Source organism: Microbacterium sp. Root61, assembly GCF_001427525.1.
Taxonomy (GTDB): Bacteria; Actinomycetota; Actinomycetes; order Actinomycetales; family Microbacteriaceae; genus Microbacterium.
The window spans coordinates 2,292,909-2,309,893 of sequence record NZ_LMGU01000001.1 but is presented as its reverse complement, the minus strand read 5'-3'; the positions used below and the strand labels follow the sequence as shown (position 1 = coordinate 2,309,893).

At 64.7% G+C, this 16,985-nt stretch carries 19 protein-coding genes; 16 read left to right on the top strand and 3 right to left on the bottom strand.

What is annotated here, in order from left to right; genetic code table 11:
- The first annotated feature begins 62 nt into the window (after positions 1-62).
- The 16 genes from ASD65_RS11115 (at position 63) to ASD65_RS11040 (ending at position 13,481) form a co-directional block, all read left to right on the top strand.
- Positions 63-1,490 (top strand): MFS transporter, encoded by a 1,428-nt coding sequence (locus ASD65_RS11115; RefSeq protein ID WP_082561710.1) that lies wholly within the window; start codon positions 63-65, stop codon positions 1,488-1,490.
- Between the two features lie 169 nt (positions 1,491-1,659).
- Positions 1,660-2,463: an IclR family transcriptional regulator gene (locus ASD65_RS18800; RefSeq protein WP_082561709.1), complete on the top strand. Its 804-nt coding sequence runs from the start codon at positions 1,660-1,662 to the stop codon at positions 2,461-2,463.
- Between the two features lie 68 nt (positions 2,464-2,531).
- The gene (locus ASD65_RS11105) at positions 2,532-2,984 is read left to right on the top strand and encodes a MarR family winged helix-turn-helix transcriptional regulator (protein ID WP_200948659.1); all 453 of its coding nucleotides are present in this window, start codon (positions 2,532-2,534) and stop codon (positions 2,982-2,984) included.
- A 367-nt stretch (positions 2,985-3,351) separates the two neighbouring features.
- Complete coding sequence (locus ASD65_RS11100) at positions 3,352-4,098, top strand: hypothetical protein (protein WP_156378850.1); 747 nt, start codon at positions 3,352-3,354, stop codon at positions 4,096-4,098.
- The gene (locus tag ASD65_RS11095; RefSeq protein ID WP_056222478.1) at positions 4,098-4,640 is read left to right on the top strand and encodes a cupin domain-containing protein; all 543 of its coding nucleotides are present in this window, start codon (positions 4,098-4,100) and stop codon (positions 4,638-4,640) included. The genes ASD65_RS11100 and ASD65_RS11095 overlap by 1 nt, the downstream gene beginning before the upstream one ends.
- Before the next feature lie 71 nt (positions 4,641-4,711).
- The gene (locus ASD65_RS11090; RefSeq protein ID WP_056222474.1) at positions 4,712-4,978 is read left to right on the top strand and encodes a nickel-binding protein; all 267 of its coding nucleotides are present in this window, start codon (positions 4,712-4,714) and stop codon (positions 4,976-4,978) included.
- Positions 4,975-5,988 (top strand): TAXI family TRAP transporter solute-binding subunit, encoded by a 1,014-nt coding sequence (locus ASD65_RS11085; protein ID WP_056222472.1) that lies wholly within the window; start codon positions 4,975-4,977, stop codon positions 5,986-5,988. The genes ASD65_RS11090 and ASD65_RS11085 overlap by 4 nt, the downstream gene beginning before the upstream one ends.
- Positions 5,989-5,991: 3 nt before the next feature.
- Positions 5,992-6,993, top strand: a complete 1,002-nt coding sequence (locus tag ASD65_RS11080; protein ID WP_056222469.1) for an NAD(P)/FAD-dependent oxidoreductase — start codon at positions 5,992-5,994, stop codon at positions 6,991-6,993.
- 1 nt (position 6,994) lies between these two features.
- The gene (locus ASD65_RS11075; protein WP_056222466.1) at positions 6,995-7,327 is read left to right on the top strand and encodes an indolepyruvate ferredoxin oxidoreductase subunit alpha; all 333 of its coding nucleotides are present in this window, start codon (positions 6,995-6,997) and stop codon (positions 7,325-7,327) included.
- Positions 7,324-8,034 (top strand): class II aldolase/adducin family protein, encoded by a 711-nt coding sequence (locus ASD65_RS11070; protein WP_056222463.1) that lies wholly within the window; start codon positions 7,324-7,326, stop codon positions 8,032-8,034. The genes ASD65_RS11075 and ASD65_RS11070 overlap by 4 nt, the downstream gene beginning before the upstream one ends.
- A 35-nt stretch (positions 8,035-8,069) precedes the next feature.
- Positions 8,070-8,726, top strand: coding sequence for a hypothetical protein (locus ASD65_RS11065; RefSeq protein WP_156378849.1), 657 nt, complete (start codon positions 8,070-8,072; stop codon positions 8,724-8,726).
- A 31-nt stretch (positions 8,727-8,757) separates the two neighbouring features.
- The gene (locus tag ASD65_RS11060) at positions 8,758-9,393 is read left to right on the top strand and encodes an MBL fold metallo-hydrolase (protein WP_056222457.1); all 636 of its coding nucleotides are present in this window, start codon (positions 8,758-8,760) and stop codon (positions 9,391-9,393) included.
- Between the two features lie 71 nt (positions 9,394-9,464).
- A complete protein-coding gene (locus ASD65_RS11055; protein WP_156378848.1) occupies positions 9,465-9,920 on the top strand; it encodes a DUF1772 domain-containing protein in 456 nt (151 codons plus the stop codon).
- A 94-nt stretch (positions 9,921-10,014) separates the two neighbouring features.
- A complete protein-coding gene (mhpA, locus tag ASD65_RS11050; RefSeq protein WP_056222451.1) occupies positions 10,015-11,607 on the top strand; it encodes a bifunctional 3-(3-hydroxy-phenyl)propionate/3-hydroxycinnamic acid hydroxylase MhpA in 1,593 nt (530 codons plus the stop codon).
- Between the two features lie 151 nt (positions 11,608-11,758).
- Positions 11,759-12,553, top strand: a complete 795-nt coding sequence (locus ASD65_RS11045; RefSeq protein WP_235566665.1) for a fumarylacetoacetate hydrolase family protein — start codon at positions 11,759-11,761, stop codon at positions 12,551-12,553.
- A 46-nt stretch (positions 12,554-12,599) separates the two neighbouring features.
- On the top strand, positions 12,600-13,481 hold the full coding sequence (locus ASD65_RS11040; RefSeq protein WP_056222446.1) for a VOC family protein: 882 nt from the start codon (positions 12,600-12,602) through the stop codon (positions 13,479-13,481).
- 591 nt (positions 13,482-14,072) lie between these two features.
- Here ASD65_RS11040 and ASD65_RS11035 read toward each other — a convergent pair.
- Genes ASD65_RS11035 through ASD65_RS11025 form a run of 3 tightly spaced genes read right to left on the bottom strand, consistent with a single transcriptional unit; the run spans position 14,073 to position 16,961 of the window.
- A complete protein-coding gene (locus ASD65_RS11035) occupies positions 14,073-15,149 on the bottom strand; it encodes a glycerate kinase (RefSeq protein ID WP_235566663.1) in 1,077 nt (358 codons plus the stop codon).
- Positions 15,134-15,913, bottom strand: coding sequence for a glucosamine-6-phosphate deaminase (locus ASD65_RS11030; protein WP_056222441.1), 780 nt, complete (start codon positions 15,911-15,913; stop codon positions 15,134-15,136). Before ASD65_RS11030 ends, ASD65_RS11035 begins: the two co-directional genes overlap by 16 nt.
- A gap of 19 nt (positions 15,914-15,932) precedes the next feature.
- Positions 15,933-16,961: a Gfo/Idh/MocA family protein gene (locus ASD65_RS11025; protein WP_056222439.1), complete on the bottom strand. Its 1,029-nt coding sequence runs from the start codon at positions 16,959-16,961 to the stop codon at positions 15,933-15,935.
- Between the last annotated feature and the right edge of the window lie 24 nt (positions 16,962-16,985).

The following is a 16,985-nucleotide window of genomic DNA, read 5'->3' as shown; positions in this document are numbered from 1 at the left end:
GCAAACACTCACCGAAATCGAAACGAAGTCGTTTCACGTCTACCGCAAAGGAGCAGTAAACAATGTCATCATCCGCAGAAATAGGGATTGCCGACCAGGACAAGGTCACGATGGGAAGCAAGCCGCGACTTCCGTTGTCTTCTCGCGTCGGCTACGGCTTGGGAGATCTAGCCTGCGTCCTTGTCTTCACGGGCATGTCGAGCTATCTGGCGCTGTTCTACACGGACGCGGTCGGCATTTCGGCAAGCGTCGCGGGTTTGATCATCCTCGGCGCGCGTTTGCTCGACGGCATCTTCGACGCAGCTGTCGGCGCGGTCTCCGAACGAACCCGTAGCCGGTGGGGCCGATTCCGGCCATGGATCATGTTCGGAGCGCTGCCGCTCGGGGTCTTCGCGGCCCTCACTTTCACCGCACCCTTCCCGGGAGACACGGCTGCTGCGGTCATCTGGGCGGTCGTCACCTACGGCGTGTGTGGGCTGGTCTACTCGATTGTCAATGTTCCCTACGCGGCACTTTCGGGGGTCATGGCAGAAACGCCGGCCGACCGTGTATCGATGAACTCGATGCGCTTCGCGCTCGGTTCGATCGGCCTTGTGGCGACCAGTGTGGTCACGCTTCCGCTTGTGGGTGCATTCGGCGGATCATCGGGGACGCCGATCTCCATTCAGGGCTTCACCTTCACCGCGGCGATGTTCGCTGTAATCGCCGTGATCCTGTTCTTCGTCACGTACCGCACTTCGCGCGAAACGGTGAAGCCGGTGCGGACGGACCGAGTGCCGTTCAAGGAGACCTTGAGTGCGATCTTCACCAACGGTCCACTTTTCCTCGTCGCCGTTCTTACGATCCTTGGCGGTGTCGCGTTCTACAGCCGCCTCGGGGTGATCGTCTACTACTACATCTACAGCGCGAACGCCGCTCCACTGGTCCCCCTGCTGATCCCCTTGAGCCCCGTCGCTGCGCTGGTCGGCTCACTTGTGTTCTCGCGATTCGCTCGCCGAATCGGCAAGCGCAACCTCTTCATCATCGGCATGGCTGTGCAAGTGGTCGCGCTGACCGCGTTGTTCTTCGTGGATCCGGCGAACCTCGGAGTGGTCATCGTGCTGACGGTCGTCCACGGTTTGTCCGGCTTCACGATCCCGCTCACCTACTCGATGGTCGCGGACGCCGCCGACTACGGCGAGTACAAGAGCGGAGTGAGGGCTGATGGCATCTCCTTTGCGTTGGTTTCGATTGCTCAGAAGCTCGCGTTCGCCGTCGGAGGTGCGTCGGTCCTCCTGATCGGCATCTTCGGCTATCAGCCCAACGTCCAGCAGACGTCCGAGGCGCTGCAAGGAATCAACTTCGTCGTGAACCTCTTCCCAGCGATCATCGGATTGATCGCCATCCTGACCGCGCTCGCGTACCGCATCACCGACGCCCAGGCCGCGCAGATTCGCACGGACCTGAACACAGGCACGATTGCAGTGGCCAAAGCGACCCGCCGCGGCTAGCAAGATCGATCGGGGCGCGCCGCAAAGTTTGTGCGGTGGCGCCGGCCGCGCCCCGGTCCATCGCGCCAGCCACCGCGCCGCGGAACCCCAAACCCCGCGTCGGGATGGATTGAGTCGTGGTCTGCTTTGAGACCGACGTGCAGAGCGGCCGCACCGCCGCGATGGAGACGTGGAATACTTCATCGCTGTGGGTAGCTCAGATCTTGATTCGCGCGGCGGTCGGCCAGCAGGGGTGATCGGATCTGTGGCGAACGCTCTCGAACTGCTTCAGCTGTTTGCCGGCGGTCAAACCATTCAGGTCAATCGCGCAAGTCGGGAACTCGGGCTATCGCGCTCCACGGTTCACCGGCTCCTGTCGACGCTGGCAATCTATGGGTACGTCGAACAGGAACCCGTGACGCGCTCGTATCGTCCGGGACCGGCACTGACAGGGATCGGCCTTGCGGCTGTCCAGGACAGCGACCTTCGCACAATGGCGCGCGGCGTACTGTCCAAGCTTGCGCGGACGACGAATGAAACTGCCCACCTGATGGTCCTGCGAGGCGACCACGTGTTGTGCCTGGACAGCATCGAGAGCGGTCAGCCGGTGCGCACTGCAAGCCGGATCGGATGGAACCTGCCGGCGCACTCGACCGCGGGCGGCAAGGTGTTGCTCGCTGAACTCAGTGACGCTGAGGTGGAGGCCATCTTCCCCCACGAGGTCATACTCGGCGAGAGCCGCGTCACGGCGAAGCGACGTGTCGATCTCCTCGCAGACCTGGAGCTCGTGCGAGCTCGCGGCTATGCAACCAACTTCGGTGAGACTGAACCGGACGTGAGCGCGGTGGCTGTCGTTCTTCGGGATCGAGAAGGACGTGCCCGCGCCGCGCTTTCGGTCACAGCCCCGCGCTCGAGGAGCGACGAAGCATGGATACGTGCAACGCGCACACAGGCACTGGCGATCGCCGACGAGTTTCGCGGGATCATCGCGTAGACGCAGCATGAGGGGTGCCGCTCGGGGGTGAGGCAGAAGAGCGGCGCTCGGCGTGCCACGATTGGGTGGTGTTCCGCAGAGAGACTCGCCCTATCGATGAGCTCATTTTCGAGATCTTCCGGGTGAATGACCGACTCATCGTCGTCGGCGATGCCACGGTGAAGGACTTTGGGCTTACGAGCGCCCGATGGCTGGTCCTGGGCGCCGTCGCTTTGTCCGAGTCGCCTTTGCCGGTATCGCAGATCGCTCGCAACATGGGCCTGTCGCGTCAGGCCGTGCAACGCCTCGCAAACGAGATGTCCGCTGCCGGGCTCGTCGAACTCCGAGAGAACCCGAAGCATCGCAGAGCCCGTTTGGTCGTCCTGACGGATGCTGGTCGGGTCTCGTATGAGACCGCGCTAGAGCGCTGGCGTGCGGAATGGACTGGCCCGATGGAGGAGATTCTGTCGGATACGGACATCGCTGAAGTCATGCGTCTGTTGCGGCGCCTCCGCGGGCTGTTGCAGTCTCGATCACGCTGAGGACGGGTCGGGCCATGCGAGGCATCCTGACTGCATTCCTCTCCTGACGCCGCCCCCTCGTTGGGAGCACCGACGGCCCCACGCGTGTAGCAACACGCATGCCACCCAACGGTCGAATCATTCGTCAAGTTGACAATGCGTTGTCATGCTTCGTTCTCCTCAAGGTCGGCTGGACGCCGGGTCCGATCTTCGCCGATCGGAGCTTCCGCACGTGCCGACTCTACGATCGAGGGCGCTTTCGGCCCGAGGATCCTGCGGAAAGGGGCTTGCTACGCGGGACCGCCATGGCTATGGTTGCAACATCTGGTCAAAAAGTGTTCCGTATGGTGACACATGCTGACCTACTTGTGAATCGAGGGAGATTCGTATGTCGATCGTTGAGGACGGCGCGGCAGTTGCCGTATTGCCGGACATTGCCAGGACGCGGCACGTCCCCGCGCCGCGTGGGCCGCGGGAACCGTTGAAGGTGAGCGTGTATGAGCGGATGTCGAAGTCGAACGCTCAGCTGATGCCGATCTTCCCGTACGACGGTGCCGGGGTGATGGTTCCCTGCGGCGCCATGCTCTACGGCGGCGAGGACCGATTCCACGGTCACTTCTTCCACTGGAACACTGTGTCCGAACTGCTCGTCGCGTGGGGCTCGAACGAAGCCATGATCCCCACCGGTTCGCTCATGGCCACCCAGCCGTTCCACGGGGTGAACTCCTTCCTTCGCGATGAGAAGAAGGACGGCGCGTTCGCGCTCGTCACCATCACTCAGCGCCAGTCGGCGGAGGCAGGCCAGCGCGAGGCGCTGACGGCCAAGTGCGAGAAATGTCGGCAGGATCTCGTCAAGTTCGAGTACGCGTCCGCGCCCGAAGGCACCCCCGACTACGACCCGAACGCCTTCGGCGATGAAACCGACGTCTTCCCTCAATTCTCGACGCAGTGGGGTAGCCAAGAGTTCGTAAAGGCGCGGAACTCAGATGAGGTGCGCACTTGCAAGAACTGCGGTCACGAGAACTACTGGTTCGACCAGAACGTGTGGGGCTGGGACCGGCTCTACAACCAGACCAAGGTGTCGAACGCGGCTTACCACGCGCTCGCTACCAGCGCCAAGGAGGTGCTCGGCTGATGGCCCGTCGACGGATGCTGCAGACCTTCGAGGCGGCAAAGGAGGTGGGCAACTATGCCGACGTTCCCGTGATGCCTGCCGATGTTGATCCGCAGATCACGATTTCTCGCAACTGGGTGACGCAGCCCTTCTACATCGCGTTCGAAGAGGACACTGTCCTCGCGCTGATGTCGGGAAGCGCCAACGTGCGGCTCCGCGATACCAACGTGAAGTACTGGCCTGTGATCCCCGGGGACCACGTCTACGTGCCTGCGGGTACCCCGCACCGGCTCGAGCCCGACGGTGAGAGTGTGCTCATCCGGTTCATCGGCAATGACCCCGCGTACCGCGCCGCCATCTTCGCCTGCGAACGCTGCGACGCAGAGCTGGACCGGCTCGAGTGGGAGCAGGATCTCGATGTCGAGGCCGTCGCCATCTATGCCGAGATCGTCCGCCGCTTCAACGAAGACCTTCCGAAGAGGACGTGCCCGACCTGCGGGACCGTCGCAGACGAGATCTCGCTCGAGCAGCTCGGGTGGACCGCAGAGCCCTCCGCGATCTGAAGACCTCACCTCCGCTAGTCGCGGTGGGCGACGTTGCCCACCGTTAAAAACCACGAAACAAGGAGAAAGTCATGACACTCTTCATCAGCGTTCACCAGGCTCCCGCACTCGACCCGGCAGAGGTCGCCGCGTACGTGCCGGAAATCAAGCTCAACACCTACGCCGAGTTCCAGCAGGTGTGGATCAACTTGGAAAAGGGTTCCATCGTGACCCTGTACGAAGCCGCCGACGAAGCCGCAGTGCGCAAGGAATTCGATCGCATCGGCTGGCCCGTCGATGTCGTCAACGAGGTTCACTACACCGTTGACAAGGCCGGCCTCGACGCCATTCCGGCATGACGTTGACTGCGGCAGCTACGACGGAGCCGAGGCTCTCGAAACCCGTCCGCCTTCGGTTCAAGGCTGATTGGGGGCAGGCCAACCTGACACGCATCTCCGGGTGGCTGTCGCAGGAGATCGGCGACCGGTCCCCTGCGGGGTCGGAGTTCTCGATTCACGCGGGCAGGGGTGGCGCCGACGCTGTCGACGCGTTGGAGGCCGGCCTGGTCGACATCGCGCTCGCCACGCCGGCCGCCGCCGCACGCCTGCTGCACGACGGCTCGGGACCCGCGGGGAGGCCGGCCGCGCCATGGCTGCGCGCACTCGGCAAGATCGCCCATCGGGACCGTCTCGTCGTCGCCGTCGATGCGGACCTCCCGGTGACGAGTGTCGCCGACTTCACGCACGTGGCCTCGGACCTGATCATCGGGACATCCCAGGATGACGGGGTCAATGCCATCGGTCTCGCCGCCCATTTGGGGTTGACGCTGGCAGGAGCGGACCCGCACGAGCTTCGTCGACGTGGAACAAAGTTCCTTTACGACGAGCGGCCATTCCCTCTGGTGCATGCCTTCGCCACCGGTGCGGTGAACGTCCTGATTCAGGAAGCAATCATGATGCCTGCCTGGCAACGCATCGCGGACCGCCGACCGATCCGGTACCTCGAGTGGGGTGACACGGTGCTGAACGGCTTCGCTGCGCTCGGCTGGCCCAGCGCTGTCGTGGAGAAGGGGTACCTCCCCTCCCTCGACCGCGATCTGCTCACCCTGGACTTCGCCGACTTCGTCCTGCTCTGCCGAGAGGACCTCGACCCCGAAGTCGCGTATCTCGCCACCTGGTGCATGGTCAAAACGCGCAGGGCGATCGAAGGGCAATACGCGCACATGCCGCAGGATCGCACGCCGCTTGGCTACCCGCTCGACCCCGCCGAGATGCGCAACACACCCGTGCCCTTGCACGACAGTGCTCGGCAGGCGTACGACGACCTCGTCGGTGAGGAGCCCCTCACCGACGGACTCCTGTGGACGTGACCCATGCCGACTGCTGACCTCCTCATCATCGGTGCCGGCCCCGCCGGTCTCTTCGCCACGTATTACGCCGGAATGCGTGGACTGAGCGTCGTGCTCGTCGACAGCCTCACCCATCTCGGCGGTCAGGTGTCCGCCCTGTACCCCGAGAAGTTCGTTTACGACGTCGCCGGGTTCCCCGCCGTTCACGGGCGCGATCTCATCGCCGGGTTGGTCGAGCAGGCGTCCAGCGCCGACCCTCACATCATCCTCGGTGAGGAGTGCTCCACCGTCGAAGACCAGGTGGACGGCTCCATCCGCGTGACGACGACCGCGGGAACGCAGATCGAGTGCGGTGCGGTCCTCATCACGGGAGGAATAGGTCGGTTCACACCCCGACCGCTGCCAGCCGTCGACGTCTACCGAGGTGCTGGCATCCATCGGCTCGTCGGTCCGGCCGTGGAATACACGGAACATGACGTCGTCATCGTGGGCGGGGGCGACAGCGCAGTCGACTGGGCGAACATGCTCGCCGAAACGGCACGTTCCGTCACCCTCATCCATCGTCGTGCCGGCTTCACGGCGCACGAGAGCTCTGTCGCGCGGCTTCGCGAGTCCGCCGCGCGCGTCGTTCTGGAGTCCGAGATCTCGGAAGTCCTGGGTGACGAGACCGTTCGCCACATCGTCATCCGGAACGCGAAGACCGGTGATGTGGAGACCGTCCCGGCATCCGTCGTCATTCCCGCCCTCGGACACATCGCCTCACTCGGTCCGCTGTCCGGATGGGGCCTGTCTATCAGAGGCCGTCAGATCGACGTCGCAACGAACATGTCCACCGGTCGTTCCAAGGTGTTCGCCGCGGGAGACATCACCGACTACCCGGGCAAGGTTCGACTCATGGCCGTCGGATTCGGAGAAGCAGCCACGGCCGTCAACAACATCGCCGTCATCCTCCGTCCGGGTGAAGAGGTCTTCCCCGGACACTCCTCCGAACTCAGCCGTCCTGAACCTGCCCGGATAGGAGCCTGAAATGGCCTACGTCATCGACGACGCATGCATCGGTGAGCTCGACGGCTCGTGTGTCGATGTGTGTCCGGTGGACTGCATCTACGAGGGTCTCGAGAAGCGCTACATCAACCCGAACGAATGCATCGACTGCGGAGCATGCGTCACCGCGTGCCCTGTCGCCGCGATCAAGTCCCCGAGTGACGGGCCGGACCCTGTATGGATGGCGGATAACCGCGCGTTCTTCGAATTGCCATTGCCGACGAGGTCTGAGCCGATTGGCGACCCGGGCGGTGCGTCGAGCTTCGGCCCGTTAGGCGTAGACACACAACTAGTTACGGAACGAGGCGGCAAATGAGCGACGCAACGCATATCGACGATGTGATCGCGGGGTGCGCAGCCCTGGCGGCGGCCGGCCTCAGCGACATGGTGTGGGGCCACCCATCCGTTCGCGACAACGCGGGTCGCGGCGTCTGGATGAAAGCGGCGGGGTACGGGTTCGAGGAGATCGACGCCAACCACGTCGTGCTCGTCTCTTGGGGAGGCGAGGTCCTGGTCGGCACCGGGCGCCGCCACATCGAGTACCCGATACACGCACAGCCCTACCTCGCCCGGCCCGATGTGCACGCGGTCGTGCACACTCATGCCCCCGCGCTCGCCGCCTTCGCATCCCTCGATGTCCCCCTCCAACCGCTCTCACACGACGGCGTTCCCTTCACCCACCCTCAGCTGCCGAGGCTGACATCGGTGACCGGGTCGCTGATCGCAACGGCGGAGCTGGGCGAGGATGTCGCCACGGCGCTCGGATCCGCCAACGCGATCCTCCTGCCCAGCCACGGAGCTGTGACCGTCGGGCCCGACATCGCCACAGCGGTGATGTACTCGGTGCTGCTGGAACGGGCGTGTCGAACCCAACTCGACGCACTCGCGGCCGGCGGCGCGAAGATCTGGACCGACGCCGCGGAGACCGCGTTCAAACGCGACCAGGTGTGGAATCCGACGCAGCTCCATGCCGGGTTCGACTATCTGGTGCGCTCGGCCGGCAGGACGAGGGCATTCGCGTGAGTGGGGGAGTCATGACAACCGTTGAGCTGCAGTCCGTGGTGCAGTCGCTGCAACGGGAGAGCGATCGGCTCATGGATCGAGCCTTCACCGTCTTTCTGGAGTACGACTTCCTGGACTATTCAATTCTCAACGGGACGCTGACGGGCGGGCACATCATCACCTACTTGGCCCGCGAGGCCGACCGGATGGCTGACAGCCTGCTGGCAGCGACCGGACGCGTCGTTCCGCCATCTGACCCGGGACGCCAGTGGGAGAACGACGAGGGCGGCAACCTCCGGCCCGGCGCCGTAATCCTCGATGACCTGCACGTGTCGACGGAACGCCTGAATGCAGCCATCTCGGGCGTGGGCGACTGGAACGCACTGTCCGATGAAATGGCGGGGATTCCCGGGCGCCGGCTGCTGCAAGTCGTCGTCCACCACGCGGACCTCGGTCGCTCGCTGGCGGACCTCCCGGACGACGATGCCGAGATCGCGGTGGCCCTGCTCCCCGATGTGCTCGGATCGGAGCTCGAGGAGATTCGGCTGGTGATCGATCCCACGCGTGCCCACGTGCGCGCGGCTGGCGACCACGGTCTCACCGTCGTCACGGGGCCGGCCCAAGAACTACTCGCATGGGCCACCGGTCGTGTGGCCGGTGTCGAAGGCATTCCGCCTGATCTGGCGCGACCACCGCTTCGCGAGTGGATCTGATTCCTGTGCAGAGCAATTTGGGGAGATCGATATGAGACTCACACACTTCGGCCACGCCGCCGTCCTCGTCGAGACCGACGGGGGGAGGGCGCTCTTTGACCCGGGCACATACTCGAGTGGATTCGAATCGATGACAGAGCTGGACGTGATTCTCGTCACCCATGCGCACGCGGATCACCTCGATGCCGCGCGCCTCGTCGCCCTGCGGGAGGCGAACCCAGGCGCAATCCTGGTAGCCAATGCCGAAGCAACGGCCGCGGCGGGCGCGGGTCGACCAGGGGACAGGCAGGTCGCCGACGAGATGCCGTTCGAAGCGGCGGGCATTCGGGTGCAGCCCACGGGTGCCCTCCATGCACCGATCTACCCGACACTGCCGGCCGTGGCCAACAGCGGATTCATCTTGGACGACGCGGTGTGGCACCCCGGCGACGCCTTCGACGCAGTGCCACGCCACGTGGATGTGCTGCTCCTTCCGGTCGGCGGACCGTGGATGAAGGTCGCCGATGCGATCGATTTCGCGAAGGCGGTCGCCCCACGCGTCATCGTGCCCATTCATCAAGCTGGGCTCGCCGACGTGCACCGCCAGCTGCACTACGGACTCCTGAAGAATCTCGTGCCGTCCTCTGAGCTCCTCGTGCTCGATGAAGGCGTCGCTCAGGATGTGTGAACTCCGGGTCGGCTAGGACCTCGTGACATCTGGCCAGCTTCGGCCAACGGCTCTATGAAAGGCAGTCAACGGTGACCCTTGCAACACAAATCAGCGCGGTGGTGATGCTCGTCGCTGGCGGGCTCTGGGCCGGCGTGATCTTCACGTATGCCGTCGAGCGCGTGAACCTGTGGGGACGGATGCCGATCGACCAGTACGTGGTCGACTTCCGCCGCTCGGTATATCGGGCCGACCCCTTGCAGCCGATTCTCGGCATCGTCGCGACCGTCGCCGCCGTGGTCTTCGCGCTCTCATCGGTGGGCCTCGCGTCGACGTTCGCTTGGATCGGCATCGGGCTGGTCCTCCTTGTGATCGTCCTGTCGATCGCCTTTCCGGAACGTATCAACTCGCAGTTCCGTCGCCGCAAGGAGGGGGAGGCGCCACCGAACGTCGAGGATCTCCGTGTTCGATGGCGTCGGCTACACCTGATCCGCACGGTACCAGCGGTCGCGTCGCTCGTGGCGCTTGCCATCTCGGTCGTGCTCTGACGCCGAGGTTGCGTCAACCCACGAACGTGTCCAGATCGTCGCGCTCCACCAGAGAGCCAAAGACCGCGAAGACCACGAACAGAGAAGATTTGCAATGACGCAAGATGCACCCCGACCCACGTCGTTCGCTAGTGAATTCGACGTAGTCGTCATCGGCATGGGCCCGGTCGGCAAAATGATCGGCCTCATGCTCGCGCGTGCCGGCCACTCCGTGCTGCTGACCGAACGGAAGCTTGAGACCTACGGGCTGCCCCGTGCTGTCGCTCATGACGCTGAAATCGCGCGTCTGCTGCAAACGGCGGGAATGAACCCGGACTCCATGCCCGACGCTGTAGAGCCGTACGACGATCTGTATGTCTGGGTCAACGGCGACGACGAAGTTCTCCACGAGGTCGACTGGCGGGGCGTCGATCCGTCCGGGTGGAACAACACCTACTTCTACAACCAGCCATCTCTCGAGGCCCATCTCGAGCAGCGGCTCGCCTCCTTCGAGAACGTGGACCGTCGGCGTGGTGTGTCGGCCAAAGTGGTGGACCAAGATCAAGACGGCGTCACGGTCTCGATCGACGGCGACAACGACCAGGCTCTCGTCCGTGCCAAGTATGTGATCGGCGCAGATGGCGCGAACAGCGCAACGCGCAAACAGCTCGGTATCGAGTGGAACGACTTGGGTTACTTCTACGACTGGCTCGTGGTGGATATTCGACCGCGGGAGGGACTCAAAGTAACGCACCTCGCCAAGCAGGTATGCGATCCGCGTCGCCCGACGACAGTCGTACCCGGTGGCCCCGGCCGCCGCCGGTGGGAATTCATGCGCCTCGAGGGCGAGACTGTTGAGGAGCTCACCAAGCCGGAGCGGATCTGGGAGCTGCTGGGGCCGTTCGGAGTCACCGCAGACAATGCCATCCTCGATCGGGGCGTGGTCTACACCTTCAACTCGGGTTGGTCGAAGGAGTGGAAGCAGGGACGAGTGTTCGTGGTCGGCGACGCGGCGCACCTCATGCCCCCGTTCGCTGGTCAAGGTCTGGCCGCAGGCTTTCGCGACTGCATCAACCTGGCGTGGAAACTCGACCTCGTGCTCCGCGGTATCGCCGACGATGCCTTGCTCGACACCGTCGAGAGTGAGCGTCAGCCCCATCTGGCAGAGTTCATCCAGTTCTCGATGTCGCTGGGGCAGATCATCTGCATCACCGATCCCGAGGCTGCGCGACAGCGCGACGAGAGCATGAAAGCGGTTCGCGCCAGCGGCGTCACCGCCGAGCCGCCGCCGGCTCCGCGGCTCGGTGATGGGGTGCACCGCGGTGAGCACGGTGGCACCTTGTCCTGGCAGGGGCGAATCTCGACCGAGCGCAGTGTCGAAGACGAGCGTTTCGATGATGTCTTCGGCGCCGGTGCATTGATTGTGCGCGGCGAACTCGCCGCGGGCATCGCCGATACAGATATCGCGGCCTTGCGAGAACTCGGTATCGCTGTGGTGGCGTTCGGAGCGGATGCCGCAACCACGGGAGTCGAGTCGTTCTTCGACGTCTACGGCACCTATGCGGAGTGGTTTGACGGGCTCGGCACGCGGGCCGTTCTGGTGCGTCCCGACTTCTACGTCTTCGGCACGGCCGACTCGCCCGCCGAATTGCACGAGGTGGTCGTCGACTTCGTCGCCCGCGTTCGCGCGACGACGGGTGTGCGATAGCGCGCGATACGCCTGAGAAGGTCCCGCCACTGTGCGGAGCCGGTGCGGCTAGTGCGCCGGAATCAATCTGTTCACGACTGAAAGGAAACAAAACGTGAAGCTTGCAAATGTGGGCGGACGTGCCGTCTTGGTCACGGGTGATGGTGAGGGAGTGGATGTCGCAGAGGCGAGCGATCTTGCGTTCGGACCCGATACTCACACGGTGTACGCGGAATGGGATGGCTTTCGTGCGTGGGCAGACAGCGCGGACCTCAGCGAAACGGCGCGGATGACCTTTGCCGCCACGGAGTTGGGGTCGCCGTCGCCAGCACCTCGACAGGTGTTCGCGATCGGCTTGAATTATGGGGCTCATGCGGCGGAGTCGGGCTTTGCGGAGCCGGTGGATCTGCCGCCGACGTTTACGAAGTTCGCGTCGTCGTTGTCGGGTCCGGACACGGTGGTGACGTTGCCGGCGGGCGGCAACACGGATTGGGAGGTCGAGTTGGTCGTCGTGATCGGTCGGACCGCTCACCAGGTCGGTCGCGACGAGGCGTGGGACTACGTGGCCGGGGTCACGGTCGGTCAGGACCTGTCGGAGCGGATTGTGCAGTTGCGGGGGCCGGCGCCGCAGTTCGGGCTCGGAAAGTCTTTCCCCGGGTTCGCGCCCGTGGGTCCGTGGCTGGTCACCCCTGACGAGCTTGCCGATCGGGATGATCTGGCTCTGGGGTGCGCGATCAATGGTGAGACGGTGCAGGACGGGCGCACACGGGATCTGATCTTCCCTGTCGCGAGGTTGGTGAGTGAGCTGACCCAGGTCGTGGAGCTCTATCCGGGCGACCTGATCTTCACCGGCACGCCTGCGGGAGTCGGGATCGGTCGTGACCCGCAACGGTTCTTGCAGCCCGGCGACGAGCTGGTCTCGTGGATCGAGGGCGTGGGCGAGTTGCGTCAGAAGTTCGTCGAGTAGTCGTTTCGTTCCCACCACTTTCATCCCGAACATTTCAGGAGTGTCAATGTCGTCTTCCCCTGTCATCAGTGCCTTGGGCTACGTGTCCTTGCAGACCACCGACCTTGGAGCTTCGGTCGCGAACGCGACCGAAGCTCTCGGGTTGCGCGAGGTCGCCAACCGCGGCACGACCTCGCATTTGGCCGCCCAAGACGTGGCGCGCGAGATCGTTTACACGCAGAGTGAGCGCGACGCGCTCGATCACGTCGGCCTGATCGCGGCCGACGCCGACGCCGTCATGCAGATCCGTGAACGTGTGGACCGGGCCGGATATCGGATCGTGAGTGAGAGCCCGCTGGAGGAGACCGTTGAATCCGGGTTCGCGTTCGTCGGCCCGGAGGGCTTCACCTGGCAGATCTTCGCCGAGCCGGCGCAGTACAGCATCAAGAAGACCGGTGGGTTCGGACCGGACCGGTTCGGGCATGTCAACGTGCAGGTGACCGATCCGCTCGCGCAGCGCGACTTTCTCGTCGACGTGCTGGATTTCCGGGTGTCGGACCAGATCGGAACGGATGCTGCGTTCTTCCTGCGGTGCAACAACGACCACCACGGCATCGCCGTGTTCAAGAGCGAACGCACCGGGCTGCACCACCACGCCTGGCAGACCCAGAACATCACCGATCTGGGACGTCTCGGCGATCGCCTCGCTCGTCGCGGGGCGCGCCTGGCGTGGGGACCGGTCCGGCACGGTGCCGGTGACAATATCGCGGTCTACTACATCGAACCCACTGGTGCCGTCATCGAGCTCTACACCGACATGGAACTGATCCAAGACCCCGCCCGGCCGGCACGCCTCTGGGACGAAGACGACCTCTATTGGATCAACCAATGGGACGGACAAGTTCCTTCCGGCATCCTCGACCACGGCATCCCGCCCATCGAACGGTGACGCCCGGCAGCATCGAGGCCCTGATAGCTCACGACGGCGTGCACGAGAAGGTGTTGGCGTGAGAACGCTGCGAGAAGAACCGAGACTGTTCCTCTCGCAGCGGGCACATCCACGTAATCTCAAAGCCCGCGGAGAACCAACCCAAACAAGGTCGCTCACACCGACGAAATGTCGCCTTGTAGGGTTCAAATTCCACCGTCACACCCAGAAAAACCCTTTTCATCTGGGATTTGTTCTTGCCCGAACGTGCTCGTGGGAAGGGATTGGGAAAAATCGTTTCCCGCGAGACGTGCCGTTGGCGGATTTCGGACTTCGTTTCGGCGCCGAACCCGGCCGCACAGCTCGGCGAGATCCGCGGAATTGCGCGGTACGACGCCGGCGGGCGAGGTGTTTGTTGTCAAGGTCGCAAATGCCTACCGTGGGCAAATGACCCACGGTAGGTCGGATGGGGATCTATCTCGGTGAGCCAACCCGAACGGCGGCCCTCACGCTGATGAAAGCCACGGGGGCTTGGGTCAGACCCGACCGCCGCCGCCAGCTTGAAGCCGGGCAACCCTGTAAGAACGGAAACCCCGGCATCGCGGTGCAATGTCAGGCCAGCGATCGCTGGCGCGCGATCTGTTGAGCTGCCTCAAATGCGTACGGCAGCGGATCCTCGATGGCCCGGCTCGCAGAGCCCGCGAGGTCTGTCAAGGAGGCGACCCAAGTTGCGACCGAGATGGGCAGACCGGGTTCGAAAGCGCCGGCGATGATCCCGACCGTGGCCCCGGCTCGATGGGCGGCCTCCACGGTTCGTCCTGCGGCCTTGCCGTCGGCGGACTGGCGGTCGAATCGCCCCTCACCTGTCACCACGATGTCGGCCCGCTGCAGGAGTTCATCGAGCCCTGTGAGGCGTGAGATGTACGCCGAGCCGGGGGTGATGGTCGCGCCCCAGGCCGCCAGGCCGAACCCGACGCCCCCCGCTGCACCGGCCCCGGGTGCATCGGGATCTCCCTGAAGATCCAGCGCGGCCTGCTCGAGACGCTTCTCGAGCACTGCGATGTCGTGCAGGGACGCCCCCTTCTGCGGACCGAACACCGCTGCGGCGCCACGCGGTCCAAGGAGCGGGTTCGTCACGTCGGTCAGGACAAGCACCCCGTCTTGAGGCGGTCGCCGGTCGCCCAGTGACTCCAGCGCCGGAAGACCGGCATCGGTCGATGCCGACCCGCCCAGCCCGACGACGAGGCGAGAATGGCCCGCATCGATCGCGGCAGCCATCACCTGCCCGAGTCCGCGCGAGGTCGCGTGGAGGGGGTCCAGCTTCGACATGAGCGGTAAGCCCGACATCTGAGCGATCTCGATCACGGCGGTGCCGTCGCTCAGCTCCAGCCACGTGCCTTCGACTTGGCGACCATCGGGGCCGGTGACGAGCCCCGCGGAACGGAGGCGTGCATCGGGCGCGGCTGCTCTGACGGCATCCATCGTTCCTTCGCCGCCGTCCGCCTGAGGGCACTCGATCACGTCGTCTTCAGGGCGGACCGATCGCCAACCGCGCGCGATGGCTGCCCCGATGTCGTGTGCACTGGCGGAGCCCTTGAACGAGTCCGGCGCGACCACCACCGTCATCCCCACTGTCTGTGCGGTGACCCGTGCGGAGTAGGACGAGTCGCCGGCTAGCGGGTCTGCCATGCGGAGCTGTCTGCGAAAGCGTCGCGATAGTAGTCCGCGTTCGCGAGCAGCCGCGATGCTGCTTCGTCGATGACGACGGTCGCTCGCGGATGCAGCTGAATGGCCGATGCAGGAACCGATGAGGTCAGCGGCCCTTCGATGGCGGACGCCACCGCTTGTGCCTTGCTCTCGCCGAAGGCCAGCAGCACGAGATGTCGCGCTCGCAGGATGGTCCCGATGCCTTGCGTGATGCTCCTGCGCGGAACCTCGTCGGCGTGGCCGAAGAACCGCGAGTTGTCGCGCCTGGTCTGCCTGGTCAGCGTCTTCACTCGTGTCGGCGATGCGAAGGATGATCCGGGTTCATTGAAGCCGATGTGGCCATCGGTCCCGATGCCGAGCAGTTGCAGATCGATGCCGCCGGCCGCGGCGATCGCAGTGTCATATTCTTCGCCGGCCGTCCGGATTCCTTCGACCCGACCGCACGGAACGTGCACGTTGGCCGGTGTGAGGCCGAGCGGCACAACGACTTCGCGGGTGATCGTGGCCCGGTAGCTCTGCTCGTGTCCCTCAGGCAGACCGACGTACTCGTCCAGCGCGAAGCCGTGCACCCGCGAAAGATCCACCTCGCCCGCCCGCCGCCCGATGGCGTCGTACACGGGCAGGGGCGAGGACCCGGTTGCCAGGCCCAGTACCGCGCCCGGGCGGGCGCGTACCAGGTCGATGACGGCATCCGCGACGAATTCGCCGCCCTCCCGCGCGTCCCGGACGATGATGACCTCAGCCATGTGAACCGGTCCTGACTTGTTAGGTGCGCCGTGCGGGTACGACGACGGAGCCCGAACGCGCCGCCTCGTAGAACGCGATGCACACCGCGAGATTGTCGAAGGCATCGTCGACGGTGGCGATGGCCGCCTGCGGATCGGAGATCGCGGCGTGCATGGCCTCGACGCCCTCGGAGTAGTCGGAAGGCGAGGCGAACTGGATCCACCCCGGGTCGCGGCCGGCCGGGTCGAAGATCGTGAATCGGCCCGTCGACGTGTCCACGTGCAGGATGCCTTCGGTTCCCGCGATGGTCGTGGAGATACGCCACCCGCCGTCGGGGGCCGACCAGGTGTCCTCGATGGAGAAGACCCCACCGCCGGACATCTCCACGATCGCATGGCCGTAGTCCTCGACGGGCAGGTCGCGATGCATGAGGTTCGCGGTGCGTCCGCTGATCGACACCACGTCCTCATCCAGTAGCCAACGGAGTCGATCGATCTGGTAGATCGCGTGGTCCACCCAACCACCGCCGAGGGTCCGCTGCGGATCCCCCCACCACCCGGGCCCGTCATGATCCGGCCAGTGGCTCGGGAGGATGCCGCTCAGCGTGAAGCTTCCCGATCGGATGTCTCCCAGCCGTCCGGACCGCACGATCTGCGCGATGAGCTGGTTCTGATCAGAGGTGCGCGACCGGGACTCGCCAGGCAGGAAGATGACACCAGCGTCGCGCACGGCTGTGCGGACGGCGTCCGCCTCTTCGAGCGTCAGTGCCAGCGGCTTGATCGAGATGATGTGCTTGCCTGCCCGGGCGGCCTCGATGCAGATGCCGGGGTTCTCATCGACGCTGACGAAGCTTGCGATCACGTCCACGTCGGGGGAGGCGATGAGGGAGGACAGATCGGTGGTGCCGTCTACCCCGAACCGCTCGGTGAGTTCGGCTACACGATCCGCGCTGCGATCGGCGATGCCCACGAGTACCGAGTTCGAGTCGGCAAGGATCGCCTCAGCCAGGGGGATCGCGGAGTACCAGTGATCGAATCCGACGATCGCGAAACGGACGGGGGTGGTCATGCGGGCTCCAATTGTGGGCGTTGA